The sequence below is a fragment of the Micromonospora marina genome (assembly GCF_900091565.1).
Taxonomy (GTDB): domain Bacteria; phylum Actinomycetota; class Actinomycetes; order Mycobacteriales; family Micromonosporaceae; genus Micromonospora; species Micromonospora marina.
Window position 1 is genome coordinate 15,474 of sequence record NZ_FMCV01000029.1, and the last position, 18,394, is coordinate 33,867.

Genomic DNA, 18,394 nt, shown 5'->3' on the forward strand with positions numbered 1-18,394 from the left:
CACGAGAGGATCGAGATGACCACCGAACTGCAACGCCGCAAGCTGGAGAAGGTGTTCGCCTCGTACGACGCCGACGGGGACGGCGTCGTCGACGGGCTGGACATCACCGCGATGGCCCAGATCTGGTGCGACACGTACGGGGTGGAGCCGTACTCGCCGGGTTGGCGGCGCATCCACGGCGCGGCGGCCCGGATGTGGCGCGGGATGCGCGGCAGCGACGGGCCGGACGGCGAGAAGCGGGTGACAGTCGCCGAGTGGGTGGCCTGGGCCGACAAGCCGGAGTTCCCGGAGTTCGTGACGAACGCGGCGGTGCCGTTCAGCCTGGCCGTCTTCGACGTGGCAGACGCCGACCGGGACGGGCGCATCAACCACGCGGAGATGTTCGCGGCGCAGAGCAAGAGCGGCATGCGGTCGGAGGAGACCCAGCGGATCTTCGACCGGCTCGACACCGACCGGGACGGCTACCTCACCAGCGAGGAGTACGGCCGGGCGGCGCACGAGTTCTATCTCAGCGCCGACCCGGACGCGCCGGGCAACGTGATCGCCGGGGAGCTCTGAGCGTCCGGTCCCCGTACCCGTCGACGCCCGGCCACCCGCCCAAGCGGGCCGGTGGCCGGGCGTCCACCGGTCAGCGGGAACGGCGGCGCGCGGTCATCGGCAGCGCGTCGACGGGCATGGTCATGGCCGGTACGGGCTTCGGCTCGTGACCCGGCACCGGCTCCAGGTGCCAGCGGGCGGCGATGCTGGCCAGCGAGACGATCATCTCGGTCCAGGCGAACTGGTCGCCGATGCAGCCGTGCACGCCGGTGGCGAACGGCATGAAGGCGCCGCGCGGCAGGGCCCGTGCCCGCTCCGGTAGCCACCGGTCCGGGTCGAACCGCCCGGGCTCCGGGTAGATGCCCGGGTTGTGGTGCACGGCGTGGAAGCTGTAGAGCACGTCCGAGCCGGCCGGGATCAGGTAGCCGCCCAGCTCGGCGTCGCGGGCGGTCACCCGGTTGTTGAACAGGCCCTGGGTACGCAGCCGCAGTGTCTCGGAGAGGATCTGGCGGGTGTACCCCAGCGCCGCCACGTCGGTGTAGCCGGCGGCGCGTCCGTCGAGCACCCGGTCCACCTCGGCGTGCAGCCGACGGCGTACCTCGGGGTCCGCGCCGACGTGGTGCAGCGCCCAGCAGAGCGTGTTGGCGATGGTGTTGCTGCCGGCGATGAAGAACGTCATCACCTCGTCGTGGACCTGCTCGTCGCTCATCGCGGGCCGGCCGTCGTCGTCGCGGGCGAAGAGCATCATCGACAGCAGGTCGCCGTGGTCGGTGCCGGCCGCGCGGTACTCGGCGATGACCCGGCGGATGGTGGTCCGCAGGTACTCGGCTGCGGCGTCGTAGTCGCGGTTGGCCTGGGTGGGCAGGCGGGTCAGCACGCCTGTCACGTCGGTGATCCGGCGGAACAGCCCGCCCAGGACGGTGGTGGTCGCGGCCATGAACCGGGTGCGGTCGAGGCTGCGGTCGCCGGCGAAGACGACCTCCACGACGTTCGTGAGGGCCAGCTCGTCCATCTCCTTCTCGACCGCGATGAGCCGGCCGTCCCGCCAGGAGTCGAGCTTGGCGGCGACCGTCCGGCTCATCAGCTCGGTGTAGTGGATGACCTTGTTGCGGTGGAAGGCGGGCTGGATCAGCGCCCGCTGGCGGCGGTGGAACTCGCCCTCGGAGATGCCGAGGCCGTTGCCGAACATGGACCGGAAGCGGTCGGTCATCGGCCCGCCTCGGACGAAGGTGTCGCCGTCGCGGAGCAGCTCGCGAATCAGTGTCGGATCGTTCACCACGTACGCCGGGCGTTTGCCGAGCGCGATGGTGACGACCGGCTCGCCGGACTGGAGTTCGAGCAGGAACTCGGCGGGCCGTCGCTTCATCTGCAGGCCGTGCCCGACGACTGGCAGGCGGCCGGGCGCCGACGCGGGTGTGCGCAGGGTGCTGGTCATGGTGCGTTCCCTCGGTGTCGGGCCGGCGCGGCGCGCCGCGTCGGCGGGGGACGGGCCGGCCGCGCCGGCGGGTAGGACCGCGGCCCGGGACGGGATCAGCCGGTGAGCAGCGCGCCGGTGGGCGCGGACCGCCCGGCGGCGTGCCAGACCCGCGACGATCCGATGGTCTGCCCGTTGGCCAGGTCCTGAAGGGTGATCTGGACGCGCCAGGGGTCGAACTGGAGCACCTCGAAGCCACCGTCGGTAGGGCCGTCGGGCCAGACCGCGTACGGGTCGAAGCCGCGTCGGGTCGCCTCGGTGGCGACCAGGTCCCAGACGTGACGCTTGGTGTCACCCGGCTCCAGCCAGGTGGCGCGGCAGTCGACGAACACGGCGTCGTGCGCGGGCGTCCAGTAACTGCACGAGACGTACGGATTGCGGTTGAGGTGGGCGGTCTTGACCGGGGTGCGGGAGGTGCTGGCCCAGCCGGTCGGGCCGACATCGCCGACCTCCCAGGAGACGTGCATGATGCGGCTGCGCGGCCGGCCCCGCCCGTCCACTGTGGCGACGGTGCACCAGCCGATCTCGGTGGTGAGCCGTAGGAAGTCGTCACGGAGGTCGGCGAAGTCTCCGACCGGGGTGCTGAACGTGGAAGGCTCCATTCGACGATGGTAGATCCGCACGACCGGGGTTTGCTATATGATTCTCAATTCTTGCGGTCCCGGGCTCCGAACCTCACCCGGCCAGCAGGACCTTGCGCAGCGCGTCGATCACCCGGGCCTGGGTGTCCGGATCCAGGGACGGATACATGGGCAGCGAGAAGATCTCCCCCGCCAGCCGCTCGGTGACCGGGAGCGACCCGTCCGAGTAGCCGAGGTGGGCGAAGCCGCGCATGGTGTGCACCGGCCAGCGGTAGCTGACGTTCAGCTCGATGCCGTGCGGACGCAACCCCTCCAGGAGTTCGTCGCGCCGCGGGTGCCGCACCACGTAGAGGTAGTAGACGTGCTCGTTGCCGGGCGCGGTGACCGGCAGGGCCAGCCCGGTGCCCGCCAGCCCCTCGTCGTAGCGGCGGGCGATCTCGCGGCGGGCGGCGACGTAGCGGTCCAGCCGGCTCAGCTTGCGGCGCAGGATCTCCGCCTGCACCTCGTCCAGGCGGCTGTTGCGCCCGGGCGTCTCGACCACGTAGTAGCGGTCCTCCATTCCGTAGAACCGCAGCCGGCGCAGGCGCCGCTCCACCTCCGGGTCGGCGGTGATCGTCGCGCCGCCGTCGCCGTACGCGCCGAGCACCTTCGTCGGGTAGAACGAGAAGGCGGCGGCGTCACCGAGTGACCCGGCCACGCGGCCGTGGTGGCGCGCGCCGTGGGCCTGGGCGCAGTCCTCCAGCACCGCGAGGCCGTGCTCGGCGGCGAGCGCCCGCAGTGACGCCATCTCGACGCACTGCCCGTAGAGGTGAACCGGGAGCAGCACCCGGGTACGCGCCGTGATCGCATCGGCGACCTGGTCGACGCGCATGAGACAGGTCGCCTCGTCCACGTCCACGAAGACCGGCACGGCACCCACGGCGTCGATGGCGAGCACTGTCGGCGCGGCGGTGTTGGCGACGGTGACCACCTCGTCGCCGGGGCGTACGCCCAGCGCCCAGAGGGCGAGCGAGATGGCGTCGGTGCCGTTCGCCACGGAGACGCAGTGCGGTACGCCGTGGTAGGCGGCGAACTCCCGCTCGAAGCCGCGCACGCTCTCCCCGAGCACCAGCCGGCCGGAGGAGAAGACCTGATCCACGGCGCCGAGGACGTCCTCGCGCTCGCTGGCGTACTCGGCCAGGTAGTTCCAGACTCCGACGGTCATGGCGGCGGACCTCCCTGGGAGCGCGTCGTCGCCGCGGTGCCTCACCCCGGCATCACCACCTCGCATCCTAGGCGGCGGCCCACCGGCTAGCTATATGTTCGTCAACCAAAAGTGGTACCTGCGGCCCCGGCCCACCGGCCCGCCGGCCCACCGGCCCACCGGCCCACCGGCCCGATCGGACGGAATCGCGGCGGCCGTGGCGCCGCCGACCACGATGCCGGGCGAACGCGGCACAGGCGCCGACGCACTACACCCCGACCAGCGCGGCCGACGGCGGGAGCCCGACGACCGGCGGCGGGCGGCGGGCTGCCACGAGCCGCCCGCAGCCGGTGTCACGCCGGCGCGGCCAGCCGAGACACCACCTCGGCCGGTGACGGCAGCGCGGCGATCTCGGCCCGTACCTCAGCGGCCACGCGGCCCAGCTCCGCGTCGGTGAGCAGCCGGCCGACAGCGGCGACGTCAAGCTCATCCATCGCGTCCAGCACGTGCGCCAGCCCCCGGGTGCGCAGTAGTTCCCCGGTGACCAGCTCGTCCGGCGCTCCGGGCAGCACCATCTGGCGGACGCCGAGCGAGGCGCAGGTGAGGGTCGTGCCGTCACCGCCGTGGTGGATCGCGGCGACGCAGCCGCCAAGCAACTGGTTCAGCGGCACCCAGCCGGTGGTACGCACGTTCGGCGGCAGGTCGGCCGGCGCCGCGGACTCCCCGATCGCCAGCACGAACTCGGCGTCGATCTCGGACGCGGCGGTGAGCACCCGCTCGATACCGGCGGCGAACCGTTCCGGCCCGCCGAGGGTGCCGAAGGTGACAGCGATCCGAGGCCGGGTGACCGGCTCCCGGAGCCAGTCGGGCAGGACCCCGCCCCCGTTGTACGGCACGTAGCGCATGGAGATGTCGGCCGGCCCGCCCTCGACCAGGCTGGGCGGGGCGATGTCCACGGTCGGGATGCCCTCGGGCAACGCCACCCCGTGCCGGCGCATCGCCACCGCTCCGGGCAGCTCGCGCAGAAGGTCGGGGGTGAACCGGGCCAGCCCGAGGCTGTGCGCCACCGCCGGCACCTTGAGCTTCGCGGAGACGACCGGGCCGACCGCGAAGATCGGGTCGTACACCACCAGATCCGGCTGGACCCACTCGCCGAGCGCGACGTGGGCGTCCACGAACGGGTCCCAGGCCGAGACGATGTACGGCTTGCGCTCCTCCATCTCGCCGATCGGATCGGTGCCGATGGGCTCGAAGAGGCGTGGCACGTCCCTGATGAACTGTGCCTGCATGTCCGAGGTGGTCCGTCCGGGCACGGCGTCCAGGACCGAGAGCCCGGCCCGGGCGACCGCAAGCGCGTCACCGGCGGTGACGAAGACGACCTCGTGCCCGGCCGCGCGGAACGCCCACCCGAGCGGTACCAGGGGAAACGCGTGGCCGATGGCCGGACCCGGCATGAACAGTACGCGCATGACTCCTGCCCTCCCTGTCGCCGAGGCGGAACGGCCGACGCCGTCCCGCCAAGCCGGTGGCACCGGTCGCGCCACCTGTCGATTCGTCGCCCGGACCGGCGGCGGCGCTACGGCGCCCGCTGCCGCGGTTCCCCCGCCGACATCGGCTCCGCACGCCCGGCTACCCGGCGCAGCTCGTCGTGCCAGAAGTCGGTGACCGCCCGCCGCAGGTCGCGGCGTGGCCACCAGCCGAGCGCGGTGGCGGCGGGCGCCGGGTCGACGCACGACCACCTGACGGCAGCCCGCCAGTCGTCCGGACCGGTCCGCTCGTCCACTGTCGCCGGCACGCCGCTGACCTCCACCAGGAGCCGCACCAGCGACCGCACCGGCACCGCCTCGCCCCGGCCGATGTCGAGCACCCGGCCGGTCACCGGCCGGGCGGCGGCGGCCAGCACCGCCCCGGCGGCGTCCCGGACGTCGACCACGTCGCGCCGGGCCACGAGCGGCGCGAGCGTGACGCGCCCGGGGACGCCGGCCCGTGCGGCCGGTGCCAGCGCGGCGGCCACGCGGCCCAGCAGGCTGGTCGCGGGCAGCCCGGGGCCGAGCGCGTTCACCAGGCGCAGCACCACCGCGTCGACGTCACCGGCGTCGGCCGCCGCCAGCACAGCGCGGGTCGCGGCGAGCTTGGCCCGGCCGTACGCGGTGTCCGGCTCGGGCGCGGGGCCCGGTCCGCCCGGCGACTGTGGGCCGTACTCGAGCACCGAGCCCAGGTGGATCAGCCGTGGGCGCCAGGAGGCGCGGCGCAGCGCGGCGAGCAGCTGCCCGCTGAGCCGGGTGCAGCGCTCGGCCATCCGGTCCGGCTCGAGTCCCCAGCTACTGCCGGTGGCGTCGACCACGGCGACCGGGCCCTCGGCGTCCAGGAGCCGCGCCAGCGTGCCCGGATCGGCGCCGGCCAGGTCGAGCGCGGTGAACCGGTGCCGGCCCGGTAGGGCCGGGGCGCGGCGGGCAACCGTCAGCACGTCGTGACCGGCGTCGGCGAAGGCGTCCGCGACGTGACGGCCGACGAATCCGGTGCCGCCCAGCACTACCGCACGCGGCCGGTCACCGGTCACTGCGCACCGGCCGGACGGGCGATCCACAGGCCCCAGCGGAACGGCGGTGCCCCGACGTGCGCGGCGGCGAGCCCGGCCCGGGCGAACGCGGCGGCGAAGTGCTCCGGCCGGAACAGCGTCAGCTCGGTCGTCGCGGTGTCGTGCCCGATGCCCGCCGCCGGGTCGGCGTACGCCTGGTGCACCGTCATCCGGATCTGGTCACGCGCGCCGTCGAGCCAGGTCGAGTGGGACAGCCGGACCACCACCCGGTCCTGTTCCTGCACCATGTCGCGGGCGATGTAGCCGGGAACGAACTCCTCCGGCGTGTACCAGGGCTCGACCAGCAGCACGCCGCCCGGGGTCAGATGGGCGGCGAGCCGCGCCACCGTCCGGTCCAGTTCGTCGGTGCAGCGCAGGTGCGGGACCGCGAAGAGGCAGACCAACACGTCGAAGGCGGCCCCCAGGTCCAGTTCACGCATGTCGCCCTCGTGCAGTGTCACGCCGGGCACCCGGCGGCCGGCACGGGCGAGCATCTCCACCGACAGGTCCACCCCGGTCACCGCGGCGAAGTGGGCCCGCAGGTGTTCCAGGTGCAGACCGGTGCCGCAGGCCACGTCGAGCAGCGAGGCGGCGGCCGGGTTCCGGCGCCGGACCAGCCGGGCGAGCGTGGCGGCCTCGGCGGTGTGGTCGCGGCCACGGTGCCGCATCACCAGGTCGTAGACCTCGGGGTATCCGGCGCGGTAGAAGCTGTCTGCCACTGGCGCCGTCACCGGACGCGAACGGTGGGCACGTAGTGGATCCACCGGCCTCCGGCGGCCCGGAAGCCGGTCTCCTTCGCCACGATCTCGTCGGCGTGGTTCCAGGCGAAGAGCACCGCGTAGTCCGGGTACGGGTCGGCGAAGGCGGCGGGTGGGCGGACCGGGATGTGCGCGCCGGGGGTCAGCCGGCCCTGCTTGGCCGGGGTGCTGTCGCAGACGTACGAGATCAGCTCCGGCCCGAGCCCGCAGTAGTTGGTGACTGTGGCGCTCTTCGCGGTGGCGCCGTAGGCGGCGACCGTGCGGCCCTCCTCCCTCAGCGAGCGCAGCAGCGCGACCAGCTCGGTCCGGGTCCGCGCGACGTCGGCGGCGAACCGGTGCAGCGCCTCCTCCCCGGTCACCCCGCGATCCCGCTCCTCGCGCAGCAGGTCGGCGACGGCCGGGGACGGGGTACGCCGCCCGGCGTGGGCGAGCGTGTAGCGCACCTCGCCCCCGTGCACCGGCAGCCGCCTTACGTCCACGAGGTCCAGCCCGGAGCGGGCTGCGGCGGCCCGCACCGAGTGGGCGGTGAAGTAGTAGAAGTGCTCGTCGTAGATCTGGTCGAAGGCGGTCCTGGCGAGGATGTCGCCGAGGTACGGGTCCTCGAACACGAGGACGCCGCCGGGGGCGAGCAGCAACCGCGCCCCGCGCAGCACCGAGTCCAGGTAGGGCAGGTGGCAGATCGTGTTTGCGGCGTAGATGACGTCCGCCGGCCCGTCGGTGGCGTGCACCTCGGCGGCGGTCTCCTCCTCGAAGAAGTCGGTACGCACCCGTACGCCCTGCTGCCGGGCGAGTTCGGCCACCTCCGCCGACGGTTCGAAGCCGAGGTGGCGTACGCCCGCAGCCGCCACGGTCCGCAGCATCACCCCGTCGTTGCAGCCCAGCTCGACGCAGAACGCGCCGGGCCGGGTCAGCTCGGTGGCGAGCAGTTCCCGGCCGGTGCCGGTGAAGTGCGCGCGCATCACCGACGACAGCGACGAGCGGTACGGGTAGTCGCTGTGGAACATCCGCTCGCGGGGCACCTCCTGAACGAGCTGGACCATCGTGCAGTCGGCGCACCGGCCCAGCCCGAGGCGGTAGAAGAACTCGCCGGCCAGGTCGGCCGGGCGGGGAAACGCGTCGGAGAGGGGCTGCCGGCCGAGGTCGAGCATCTCGCTCACCGGGCCGCCGCAGATCCGGCAACCGCTGACGGCGGGGGCGGTCATCTGCCTGATCCCTTCGGGTGCGGCGCGGCCGGTTCAGTGCGGCCGGTGCGCGGCGATGACGACGCAGCCGACCTTGGTACGCAGGACGTCGAGCACGGTCGGCATCTCGGCGAGGAAGGCGTCGATCTTCTCGGCCCCGTGCGCGGCGGCGAGCGTGTCGCGCCGCTGCCGGACCCGCTCGTGGTACGCGGGAAACGAGCGGCTGATCTTGTCGCCACAGCTGAGGAACTCGTCCACCACGAAGCCGGCGTCGCGGACCAGGTCGAACGCGGCCATCGGCGGGCCGGGTGGGGCGAGGGTGAAGTCGGTGAGGATCTGCCGGTCCCGTTCGGTCAGCGGCGCGTCCTCGGCGAGGTCGGTGAGCACGAGCCGGCCGCCGGGCCGGAGCACGCGGTGGATCTCGGCGAGCCACTGGCGGCGGTCCTGGGCGTGCACCAGGGACTCGAAGGCGAGTACCTTGTCGAAGGAGGCGTCCGGGTAGCTCAGCGCGGCGGCGTCGCCCAACTCGAAGCGGACCTGGCCCCGCAACCCCGACTCGTTGACCCGTTCCCGGGCCCGCTTGAGGTGCTCGCTGCTGTTGGTGATGCCGGTGATGTCGGCGTCGCTGCGCTGGCCGAGCCGGATCGCGGGTTCGCCGGCGCCGCACCCGACGTCGAGCAGCCGCTCGCCGGGGCGCAACGCGAGCCGGTCGCCGACGATGTCGGTGAACCGGTTGATGGCCTCCAGAAAGGGGGTGCGGTCGTCGTCGCCCTCCCACCACCCGAAGTGGATGTTCCCGCCGAGCACCTCGACGGCCCAGGCGCCGTCGTCGTAGATCTCCGCTACCTCGTCGATCTCGGTCAGCTCGCGTGTGGACACGTCCGCTCCTCACTCTCGGCGGCAACCTGCTGCTTGAGAATGCTATAGCTACACACCGACGACTGTCCATGCGACGGTTCCGTGGCGATGGAATGGGTACGACGCACGGATCAAGAGGCGTGACCGGAGCGAAACGTCCTGCTACTATATGTTTGTGAACACAATGTCGCGTACGGCTGGCTTGTCCGCGCAGCAGACCGACACTCCCGCTGTCGAGGTCGCTCGATTGCGCAAATCCTACGGCGAGGTGCGCGCAGTCGACGGGGTCGACCTGCGCGTGTCGGCCGGAAGCGTGTTCGGGTTGCTCGGCCCCAACGGCGCCGGAAAGACGACGATCGTCCGCACCCTCGCCACCCTCATCCCGCCCGACAGCGGCGAGGTCCGCGTGCTCGGTCACGACGTGGTGCGCGAGGCCAGGGCGATCCGCGACCGGATCGGGCTGACCGGGCAATACTCCTCGGTCGACGAGGAACTGTCCGGCCGGGACAACCTCGTCCTGCTCTCCCGGCTGCGCGGGTTCTCCTGGGGCGCGGCACGCCGCCGCACCGGCGAGCTACTCGCCACGTTCGGTCTGGAGGAGGCCGCCTCCCGGCTGGTCCGCACCTACTCCGGTGGCATGCGCCGGCGGTTGGACATCGCCAGCAGCATGATCGTGACGCCCGACCTGATGTTCCTCGACGAGCCGACGACCGGGCTCGACCCGCACAGCCGCAACCAGGTGTGGGAACTCGTCCGGGGCATGGTCGGCGAGGGCGCCACGGTGCTGCTCACCACGCAGTACCTCGACGAGGCCGACCAGCTCGCCGACCGGATCGCGGTGATCGACCACGGCCAGGTCATCGCCGACGGCACGCCGGTGGAGCTGAAGCGGTCGGTGGGTTCGAGCGTGCTGCGGGTGCGGTTGCGCGACGCCGGGCAGCGGGACACGGCCGAGCGGATGCTCACCGAGGCGCTGGGCACAGCGGTGCACACCGGGGCCGACCGGCTGGAGCTGACTGCGCAGGTGGCGGCCGAGGAGGAGGCCACCCTGGCACTGGCCGGCCTGTCCGGCGCCGGCATCGGGCTGGCCGAGTACGCCTTCGGCCACGCCACCCTGGACCAGGTGTTCCTCGCCCTCACCGGGCACCCCGCGGACGGCTCGCGGGCCGAGACGGAGGAGGCGGCGTGAGCAGCGTGGTGGAGGCCGGTCCCGGCCGTGGGATGTCGGCGCTGGCCGCTGCGCGGCCAACCCGTCCCGGCGCGCTGTCGTCCACGTTGACCTTCGCGTGGCGGGCGGTGCAGAAGGTACGCCGCGACCCGACGCAGATCCTCGAGGCACTCGGCGTGCCGATCATGTTCACGCTGGTCTTCGGTTTCCTGTTCGGCGGCGCGTTGGCCGGCTCGACGTCGGGCTACATGCAGTTCTACATCCCGGGCATCGTGGTGTTCACCGGGATCATGATCAGCATGCGGATCGGCGCGGTGGTCAACCTGGACAACTCCCGGGAGGTGACCGACCGTTTCCGCGCGCTCGCCATCTGGCGTCCGGCGGCGATCGTCGGCACGCTGCTCGGCAACAACGTGCTCTACGTGGTCGGTTGCGCGGTAGCCGTGGCGGTCGGCCTCGCGGTCGGCTTCCGGCCGGACGGCGGCGTGCTCGGCCTGCTCGCCACGATCCTGATCACCCTGGTGTTCGTCTTCTCCTTCTCCTGGGTGTACGTGGTATGCGGGCTCGCCCTGAAGTCACCGACCGCCGCACTGAGCGCCTGCCAGGCGATCGTCTTCCCGGTGTCGTTCGTCAGCAACTTCTTCGTGCCGCAGGAGACGCTCCCGGGCTGGCTTCAGGCCGTGGTGAACCTGAACCCGTTCGCGCTGACCATCACCGCCGCGCGTGGACTGGCCCATGGCACGGCGACCGCCGGTGAGGTCGGCGCGGCGCTGGCCGGCTGCGCGGCGCTCGTGGCGATCTTCGCGCCGCTCTCCCTGTTCCTCTACCGGCGACGGGCCTGACCCCCGCCACCACCTGCACGCAGTACCGATGACACGAGAAGGGAACACGGCTAACCCGTGGACAACGACCGTCTGACTCAACCGCCTGCCGTCACCGCGCAGATGCTCATCCGCAAGCCCGCCGCCGAGGTCTTCCAGGCGTTCGCGGACCCGGCGGTGACCACGAGATTCTGGTTCACCAGGAGCAGCGGCCGGCTGGAACCCGGCGCCACTGTCACCTGGGACTGGGAGATGTACGGCGTCTCCACCGTCGTGACCGTCAAGGAGGTGGAGGAGAACCGCCGCATCCTGGCCGAGTGGGATCCGGAGTCCCCCACCCGGATCGAGTGGCGGTTCCTGCCGGGCGAGGGCGACACCACGCTGGTCCGGATCACCGAGACCGGCTTCGCCGGCACCGCCGACCAGGCCGTGAGCAAGGCGATCGACTCGATGGGCGGGTTCACCATGGTCCTCTGCGCCTGCAAGGCGCTGCTGGAGCAGGGCGTGCTGCTCAACGCGGTCGGGGACGCCCACCCGGCCGGCTTCGAGGACTGACGGCCGTCGCGGCGGGCGCACCGGGGCGGCTCGGTGCGCCCGCCGCCGGCCCGGCCCGTCGTCGCGGCTCAGCCGGCGTCCAGCAGCCCGCGCAGGCAGGCGATCAGGCTGCGGGCCGAGACGTTCACGTAGTTGCTGTGCCGGAGCAGCTCCGAGAGCTGGTGCAGGGTCACCCAGCGATACTGGTCGGTCTCCACGTCGACGTCGTCGGTCTCCACCACCAGATAGTTGCTGCGGGCACGATAGAGCCGTCCGCCCTCCTCGGAGAGGACCGCGCTGAACCGGATTCGCTCCGGCGGCGCGCCGAGCACCTGGTCCAGGAAGGGCGGACGCGCCGCGGCGGGCAGGTAGTCGAGCGTGGCGGGTGTGCACTGGACGGTCGGCGCCAGCTCCACCACGTCGACGAAGCCCGCTTCGACTCGGGCGTGCGCCAACACATGCAGCACGCCGTCGATCCGGGTGGCGAGGAACGCCACCACCCCCTGGCCGCAGGGCCGCAGCATCGGCTGCGACCAGCTCGTCACCTCGCGTCCCTCGGCCTCCACGTCGACGCCGATGACCTCGAAGAACAGCCCACTGTCGTGGCGCAGCGACACCTCGCCGAGGTGCCACGCCGCCTGACCACGCAGTGCCGTCCGGTCGGTGCGTACCTCGGTCCGGCTGCGCACGCCGGTGATCCAGGACAGCAGCTCGCCGGTGCGGTGCCGGCTGCCCACCTCGGGCCGGCAGGAACAGTGCAGCGCGGCGGTGAAGGCGTCCCGCGCCGGGTCCACCGCCCGGGCCGTCAGCTCCGCCGGCAGGCAGGAGAGCACGGTACGGACGTCCATGTTGACCAGGTCGTCGTGACGCAGGAGCCGGTGCAGCTGGGCGAGGCTGAGCCAGCGGAAGCCGGGCGGCGGCGCGATGTCCTCGTCGGTGAGGACGACCATGTTGCGGTTGCGCTTGCGTAGGAACCAGGACCCATGCTCGGACTGGCGGACGTCCACGAGGACACGGCGCGGGTCCGGGTCGCGGAAATGGTGCAGGAACGGCACCGGGCGGCCACCGTGCACGCCGGTCCAGTTGCTCCGGGTGGCCTGGACGGTGGGTGCGAGCTGGTGGCCGTCCTGGTTGCCGGGCTCCGCCTTGGCCTGCACCAGCACGCGCAGCGTGTCACCGTCGCGGCGGGCGAGCAGGCCGAGGATGCCCACCTCCGGCTGGTGCAGCACCGGCTGATCCCAGCGGGGCACCGCCGCGCCCGGCATGTCGACGGAGAGCCCTTCCACCCGGAAGAACCGGCCGCTGCCGTGGGCCAGCACCCCGGTGTCGGCGTCCTGGTGCCAGCCGCTCAGGCCGGTCAGGGGCACCACGTCCACGCGCATCGGGACGCGGCGGCGCCAGCCGGTGAGCCACTCATGGACGTCGGCGTCCGGGCTGGCTAGCCGGTCCTGCCGCGGCAGCCACGTCGGCGCGGTCGTCTCCGTCACGCGTGCCCCCTTCGTCGACACTCACCCGCAGTTCACTTCTATATTCTATAGCTTTCCTGGGAAGGGAGTCGGGGATGACAGACGTTCCGCTCGAGACGTACGGGCGGATCGGGCGTCAGGAGTGACCGGCGATTGGTGCCATCTGGAAGGCCCCACACCTTGTCCTGATCCACCGCGGCGCGCTCCATGGCGGCGACCTCCTCACGACGTCCGGGCGCCCCCGGGCGGCTGGTCGAGCGCATCGAGGCTGTCGCCCGAACAGTGCGACATCGGCAGGTCCGCACCACACGACGGCGCCGGCGCGAGGGCCGATCGCGCGGCGCGCGCCGGGCCGGTGCGATTCCGACGATCGGGGCTCGTCATCGACGGGCCGGGTGCACACGGTTCCCGGGTGACGAAGCGCGCCGAGATTGTCCAGCGGCATGGCGGACCGCTGCCGCGATTGCCGCCGATGCCGGCAGCACGGCGGTGTGGCGGTCGATGGATGCGGCGGCGGCCGTAGAACAGCCGATGCCCGGCGGCTCGGAGGGTTCTCCTGGGCCACCGGGCATCGGCGGGGTGCTACTTGGCGCCGGTGAGGGCAACCAGGGCGTTGGCGGTGCGGAAGTACGGGTTGCGGCCGAGGTCGCCGACGGTGGTGATGTTGAAGGCGTCCTTGAGCAGCTTGGCGTCGCCGTCGCTGACCCCGGCGAGGGCGGACACCGGGGCGTCGACGATCTCGGTCAGGGTCTTGTCCTGGTAGGCCTTGTCGACCAGCTTGGTGAGGTCGGCGGTGACGGGCATGCACACTCCTTCTACGTCCCGATCGGGCATTCCGACCAGGTGCGGACGAACCTACAGAATTAGATCATGAAGCGACCACTCGGATCCACTGTGGATCGCAGGCTCTCATGCCTCCTCGTCGCCGCCCTCGTCGTCACCGAAGGAATCGAAGACCTCGTCGGCGACCATGCCGCCGGCGAAGCCGAGCGCGGCGCCACCAACCACACCGGCAGCGACGGCACCCATGCCGGGGCCGCCGCGCCGCTCGTGGTGCTCCTCCTCGTGGTGCCCACCGGAGTGGCCGAACCCGGTGTGCCCGTAGGCGGGTTGCCCGTAGCCGGGCGGCGGAGGCGGGTAACCCGGCGTGCCGTAGCCCTGGACAGGCGGGGCGTAGCCGTGGCCGGCGTGCCGGCTCTGGTAACCGTCGAGGGCCTGGTGGACCCAGCCGTCGACCTGCGCCGCCCAGTCGACCTGGTCAGCGCCGGCGTGCGCGGCGTGGTAGCGGCCGAAGGAGTCGTGGCCGCCGGCGAAAAGCCCGCCGCGCTTGTCGAACTCCAGGACGACGTCGACGCCGTACTCGTTGGCGACGAAGGTCAACTCCACCTCGTTGACGACGTGGGCGTACTGGGGGGCGGCGTAGAACTCGATCTCCTGGTAGAACGGCAGGCTCTGGTGCAGGCCCGAGATGTGCCCCCGCTCCAGGTCGGCGCCCTTGAACGCGAAACCGAGCCGCCCGAACGCCTCCAGGATGGCCTCCTGGACCGGTAACGGATACACGGACACCGGGTCGAGGTCGCCCTTGTCGAGCGCACCGCGGACGGCCACCTCGGTACGCAGGCCCATGGTCATGCCGTGCAGGTGCTGCCCGTACAGGTCGGTCACCGGGGTCTCCCACGGCACCGCCACCTGCAACGGCAGCGACAGCTGCTGACCCTCGCGCAGGTGCAGGCCACCCGCGACCTGCACCCGGTGGAACTCGACGAGGGCGTCGTACTCCTCGTCCACGCCCTCCATCTCCACCCGGGTGACCAGGCCGACGGTGATGTGGTCGATCTCCACATCGTGGCTGCCGCCGGTCAGGTTCACCTGCCCGCCCAGCACCAACCCCGGGCGGGTGTTCGGGTTTGACAGGACCGTATCGACGCTGGGGCCGCCCACCCCGAACGCGCCCAGCATCTTCTTGAACACCACGAACCTCTCCTCGACGACCATCGGGCGCGCGACAACCGCAGGCCCGGTGGCAATTCCACACGGAACCCTTGAGACGCAACGAAATCAGCGACGTCCATGATGGGAGCAGTCGCGCCGGAAAGCTACCAACGCCACCTGAGAAATAGCTGAGTGCATCCGCATGACTACTCTCGGGTAGCGTCACGCCCGGCCCTCCCGAAGTGCGATCACGGGCGCAGATCCCGCGAGCACCTCGCGTACCCTCGGTGCCTCGCGCGTCCCGCCGCCCTCCGGGGTCGGCTGGGTAGGGTGGGTAACCGTTCGCGTCCCGGTGGAGGAGAACGATGACCACGCAGCCATCCAGGCCCACGTTCGGGCTGGACGACTTCGGGCTGGACGACCGGATGCGGCTGTTCGGCTACGTGACGGCGGAGAACCGGCTCGCGTACCTGTGGCTGCTGCGGGCGTTCGACTCGGCGCGGTCCAGCTATCACGTGGTGCTGCACACCTCCGACGTGGCCGCGGCGTTGGCGGCGTTGCGCGAGGCGGGTGCCGACTGCCCGGATCCGACGGGGTTGGAGTTGCCGCGGCTGCTCGACGCTCTGGTGGAGTGGGGGGTGCTCGACCGGGGGCAGGACGGCTCCCGCGCCACGACACTCGCCGAGTACCGCAACCGGCACTCGGTGTACCAGTTCACCGAGGCCGGATACCGCGCGCACCGGGCGGTGGAGGCGGTGTTGTCGGCGAGCATGGACGACTCGACGCTGTCCCGGCTGGTCTTCGCCGACCTGCTGGCGGACCTGAACGCGCTCGCCGTCGCCAACGAGGCCGGGGACGCCGAGGAGGTCTACCGCAAGTTCAACCGGCTGGACCGGGCGTTGGCCGACATCGCCGAGCGGGCAGCGCGCTTCTACCACATGCTGGGTGACCTGGGGCGGACCAACGACGTGCGGCCGGAGGTGTTCCTCGCCCACAAGGACGCGCTGCTGGCTCACCTGCGGGACTTCCACGACGAGTTGCAGCGGTACACGCCCCGGCTGCGCGCGGCGGTGCACGAGGTCGAGGCGACCGGTCTGGACCGGCTGATCGAGGCCGCCGCCGAGGCGGACGAGCGGCTGTTCCACACTCCGGTGCAGCGGCTGGAGGACTGGCGGCGGCGTTGGGCGGGGCTGCGGTCGTGGTTGGCGCCGCCGGGACCGGAGCAGCCCAGCGAGGCGGACCGGTTGTCGGACGCCACCGTCGCCGCGATCGGCGACGTCCTCGCTCTGCTGCGCCGGGTCACCGAGGCGCGTCGCGGCGGGGTGAGCCGGGAGTCGCAGCTGCGGCACCTGGCCGCGTGGTTCACCCACACCGGCGGCCTGGAGGCCGCGCACGCCCTGTTCGACGTCGTGTTCGGCCTCGGCGCACCGCGCCACGTCGGGGTGGCGCATCCGGATCCGGAGGCGATCGCCGGCCGGTTGTCGTGGTGGGAGGCTCCGGCGGTGGAGCTGTCCCGCACGCTGGTGACCACCGGTCGGGCCCCGGGGCAGGGCCGGGGGCGGCCGGCCCGGCTGGACCGGGTCGACGAGCGCCGGCACCGGCTGCGCGACGACCAGCTCGCCCGGGAGCGCCGGTGGGCCGGCGCGGCGACGGCGCTGGCCGCCATGGGCGTCGACGACCACCAGTTGGACGGGTCGCAGACCCAGGTCCTGCTGCGCCTGCTCGACATCGCGCTCGCCGCCCGGGTGGGTGGTGGGGCCGGGGTGCCCCTGGCGGCCGCCGCGCACGGCGTCCGGCTGACCCTCACCCCGACGCCGGGCCGGTTCACCACGGTGCGCACCGCCGGGGGCCGGCTGCATCTGGACGGGTACGCGCTGACGGTCACCGCCGCGCAGCACACCGCGGTCCGCCGACCCGAGCTGGTGCCGGCGTGACCGCGGAACCCCACGCTCCCCGGCCGGCGGTGCACCGGTTCGCCGTCGACGTCCCGGAGTTGGAGTTGGCGGACTACCAGCGGGCGGTGCGGTTGGTCCTGCGTCACCCGCTGATCACGGCGACGTGGCCGGACGAGCGGGCGCTGCCCCGGGTACGGCGGTTTTCCGCCGCCCTGCGTCGGGATCTCGCCGAGGCGTTCGGGTACCGGCTGGAGTTGCACGGTTCCACGGCCCGGCTGGTACGGGCGAAGGACCGGCTCGACGGCACCCAGCCGGCGGTGTCGCGCACCGGGCGGCCGTTCGACCGGCAGCGCTACGCGTACCTGTCGTTGTGTCTGGCCGTGCTGGGCCGCGCCGGGATCCAGATCACCCTCAGCGAGCTGGCCGACTCGGTGGCCGGCGACGCGAACCGGATCACCGGCCTGGGACTGGATCCGGACCATGGCCCGGACCGGCGGGCGTTCGTGGACGCGGTCGGCTGGCTGGAGGAGCGGGGCGTGCTGCGGCTGGCCGACGGCTCCAGCGCCGCCTGGGCCAGTGACCCGGGCGCCGGGGAGGCGCTGTACGACGTGGCGCGGGACGTGGTGTTCGCGCTGTTCCGGCCGACCCGGGTACTGCAGCACATCGGCTCGGTGTCGGCGCTGCTGGACCGGGCGATGGGCAGCAGCGGCAACGCCGAGCGCCGGCAGGCGGCCCAGGCGGCCCGGCGGGCGGTGGTGGAGTCACCGGTCGTCTACCACGCCGATGTCGAGCCGGCGGTCGCCAACCATCTGCGCGGCTCCGCGCTCGCCGCCGACCTGGCCCGGCTGACCGGCCTGCGGGTGGAACGGCGGGCCGAGGGCGTGCTGCTGGTGGACACCGCCGGGTTCACCGCGGAGCGGTTCCCGGGCACCGGCTCGGTGGCGCAGGCCGCGGTGCTGCTCGCGGTGGAGATGGCCGACCGGGTCGCGGATCCCGACGGCCGCCGGGTCAAACGGCTGCCCCCGCCCGGCGGGCTCGCCCGGCAGCGGGCGCTGGCGAGCCACGTCGACACCGGCCTGCCCACGGCCACCCTGGTACGCCTCGACGACGCCGGTCCGGACGAGCCGTGGACCGCCGACGACCGGGATGACCACGACGAGGCCGACGGCGCGGGCCGGTTACCGTTCATCACCGACAGCTTCCTGCGCACGGCCGTCGGGGAGATCCTGCAGCGGTACGGGACCGCGTTCGGGGCCCAGTGGCACACCGACCCGGACCGGCTGCGCGTCGAGGCGGTCGCGTTGCTGGAACGGTTCGGCGCGGTCACCGTCGTGCCGGGCGGGGTGCTCGTCCGACCGCTGGTCGGCCGCTACCGGCACACCGTCGCCACGGTCAAGCCCCGCGCCACCACCGAAACCCTGTTCTGAG

The 18,394-nt window shown here is 72.6% G+C and carries 17 protein-coding genes; 6 read left to right on the plus strand and 11 right to left on the minus strand.

The features are described 5' to 3' along the window. The first annotated feature begins 15 nt into the window (after positions 1-15). Positions 16-558 carry an EF-hand domain-containing protein gene (locus GA0070215_RS25400; protein ID WP_018788291.1) on the plus strand — a complete coding sequence of 181 codons (543 nt, stop codon included), beginning with the start codon at positions 16-18 and terminating at the stop codon, positions 556-558. Positions 559-628: 70 nt separating this feature from the next. Here GA0070215_RS25400 and GA0070215_RS25405 read toward each other — a convergent pair whose 3' ends face one another. The 8 genes from GA0070215_RS25405 to GA0070215_RS25440 all read right to left on the minus strand — a co-directional run bounded on the left by GA0070215_RS25405 (position 629) and on the right by GA0070215_RS25440 (position 9,171). Next, on the minus strand, positions 629-1,972 hold the full coding sequence (locus GA0070215_RS25405; protein WP_091050704.1) for a cytochrome P450: 1,344 nt from the start codon (positions 1,970-1,972) through the stop codon (positions 629-631). 95 nt (positions 1,973-2,067) lie between these two features. Further along, a complete protein-coding gene (locus tag GA0070215_RS25410; protein WP_018788293.1) occupies positions 2,068-2,613 on the minus strand; it encodes a pyridoxamine 5'-phosphate oxidase family protein in 546 nt (181 codons plus the stop codon). 73 nt (positions 2,614-2,686) lie between these two features. After that, on the minus strand, positions 2,687-3,796 hold the full coding sequence (locus GA0070215_RS25415) for a DegT/DnrJ/EryC1/StrS family aminotransferase (protein ID WP_091050709.1): 1,110 nt from the start codon (positions 3,794-3,796) through the stop codon (positions 2,687-2,689). A 332-nt stretch (positions 3,797-4,128) separates the two neighbouring features. Beyond that, positions 4,129-5,244 (minus strand): nucleotide disphospho-sugar-binding domain-containing protein, encoded by a 1,116-nt coding sequence (locus GA0070215_RS25420; protein ID WP_091050712.1) that lies wholly within the window; start codon positions 5,242-5,244, stop codon positions 4,129-4,131. A gap of 107 nt (positions 5,245-5,351) precedes the next feature. Then, positions 5,352-6,335: an NAD-dependent epimerase/dehydratase family protein gene (locus tag GA0070215_RS25425; RefSeq protein ID WP_091050716.1), complete on the minus strand. Its 984-nt coding sequence runs from the start codon at positions 6,333-6,335 to the stop codon at positions 5,352-5,354. Further along, positions 6,332-7,084 carry a class I SAM-dependent methyltransferase gene (locus GA0070215_RS25430; protein ID WP_244167147.1) on the minus strand — a complete coding sequence of 251 codons (753 nt, stop codon included), beginning with the start codon at positions 7,082-7,084 and terminating at the stop codon, positions 6,332-6,334. Before GA0070215_RS25430 ends, GA0070215_RS25425 begins: the two co-directional genes overlap by 4 nt. Then, positions 7,081-8,313: a class I SAM-dependent methyltransferase gene (locus tag GA0070215_RS25435; RefSeq protein WP_091050721.1), complete on the minus strand. Its 1,233-nt coding sequence runs from the start codon at positions 8,311-8,313 to the stop codon at positions 7,081-7,083. Before GA0070215_RS25435 ends, GA0070215_RS25430 begins: the two co-directional genes overlap by 4 nt. A 33-nt stretch (positions 8,314-8,346) precedes the next feature. Beyond that, entirely contained in the window at positions 8,347-9,171 is an 825-nt protein-coding gene (locus tag GA0070215_RS25440; RefSeq protein WP_091050726.1) for an SAM-dependent methyltransferase, read from the minus strand. A 163-nt stretch (positions 9,172-9,334) separates the two neighbouring features. On the opposite strand from GA0070215_RS25440, the gene GA0070215_RS25445 reads away from it, so the two are divergent. From GA0070215_RS25445 to GA0070215_RS25455, 3 genes are read left to right on the plus strand one after another with little or no spacing between them, the layout of a single operon-like run. Continuing rightward, a complete protein-coding gene (locus tag GA0070215_RS25445; protein ID WP_051090528.1) occupies positions 9,335-10,339 on the plus strand; it encodes an ATP-binding cassette domain-containing protein in 1,005 nt (334 codons plus the stop codon). Next, the gene (locus tag GA0070215_RS25450; protein ID WP_091050728.1) at positions 10,336-11,160 is read left to right on the plus strand and encodes an ABC transporter permease; all 825 of its coding nucleotides are present in this window, start codon (positions 10,336-10,338) and stop codon (positions 11,158-11,160) included. Before GA0070215_RS25445 ends, GA0070215_RS25450 begins: the two co-directional genes overlap by 4 nt. A 57-nt stretch (positions 11,161-11,217) precedes the next feature. Beyond that, positions 11,218-11,694, plus strand: coding sequence for an SRPBCC family protein (locus GA0070215_RS25455; RefSeq protein ID WP_018788303.1), 477 nt, complete (start codon positions 11,218-11,220; stop codon positions 11,692-11,694). 68 nt (positions 11,695-11,762) lie between these two features. Here GA0070215_RS25455 and GA0070215_RS25460 read toward each other — a convergent pair whose 3' ends face one another. The 3 genes from GA0070215_RS25460 to GA0070215_RS25470 form a co-directional block, all read right to left on the minus strand. Then, entirely contained in the window at positions 11,763-13,160 is a 1,398-nt protein-coding gene (locus tag GA0070215_RS25460; RefSeq protein ID WP_091050731.1) for an NDP-hexose 2,3-dehydratase family protein, read from the minus strand. Between the two features lie 561 nt (positions 13,161-13,721). Further along, a complete protein-coding gene (locus tag GA0070215_RS25465; RefSeq protein WP_018788305.1) occupies positions 13,722-13,943 on the minus strand; it encodes a hypothetical protein in 222 nt (73 codons plus the stop codon). A 105-nt stretch (positions 13,944-14,048) separates the two neighbouring features. Further along, a complete protein-coding gene (locus GA0070215_RS25470) occupies positions 14,049-15,113 on the minus strand; it encodes a sporulation protein (RefSeq protein ID WP_167361572.1) in 1,065 nt (354 codons plus the stop codon). A gap of 323 nt (positions 15,114-15,436) precedes the next feature. Between GA0070215_RS25470 and GA0070215_RS25475 the strand changes: the two genes are divergently transcribed. Beyond that, complete coding sequence (locus GA0070215_RS25475; RefSeq protein ID WP_091050738.1) at positions 15,437-17,005, plus strand: TIGR02677 family protein; 1,569 nt, start codon at positions 15,437-15,439, stop codon at positions 17,003-17,005. Beyond that, a complete protein-coding gene (locus tag GA0070215_RS25480; protein WP_091050741.1) occupies positions 17,002-18,393 on the plus strand; it encodes a DUF2398 family protein in 1,392 nt (463 codons plus the stop codon). Before GA0070215_RS25475 ends, GA0070215_RS25480 begins: the two co-directional genes overlap by 4 nt. Position 18,394 lies beyond the last annotated feature (1 nt).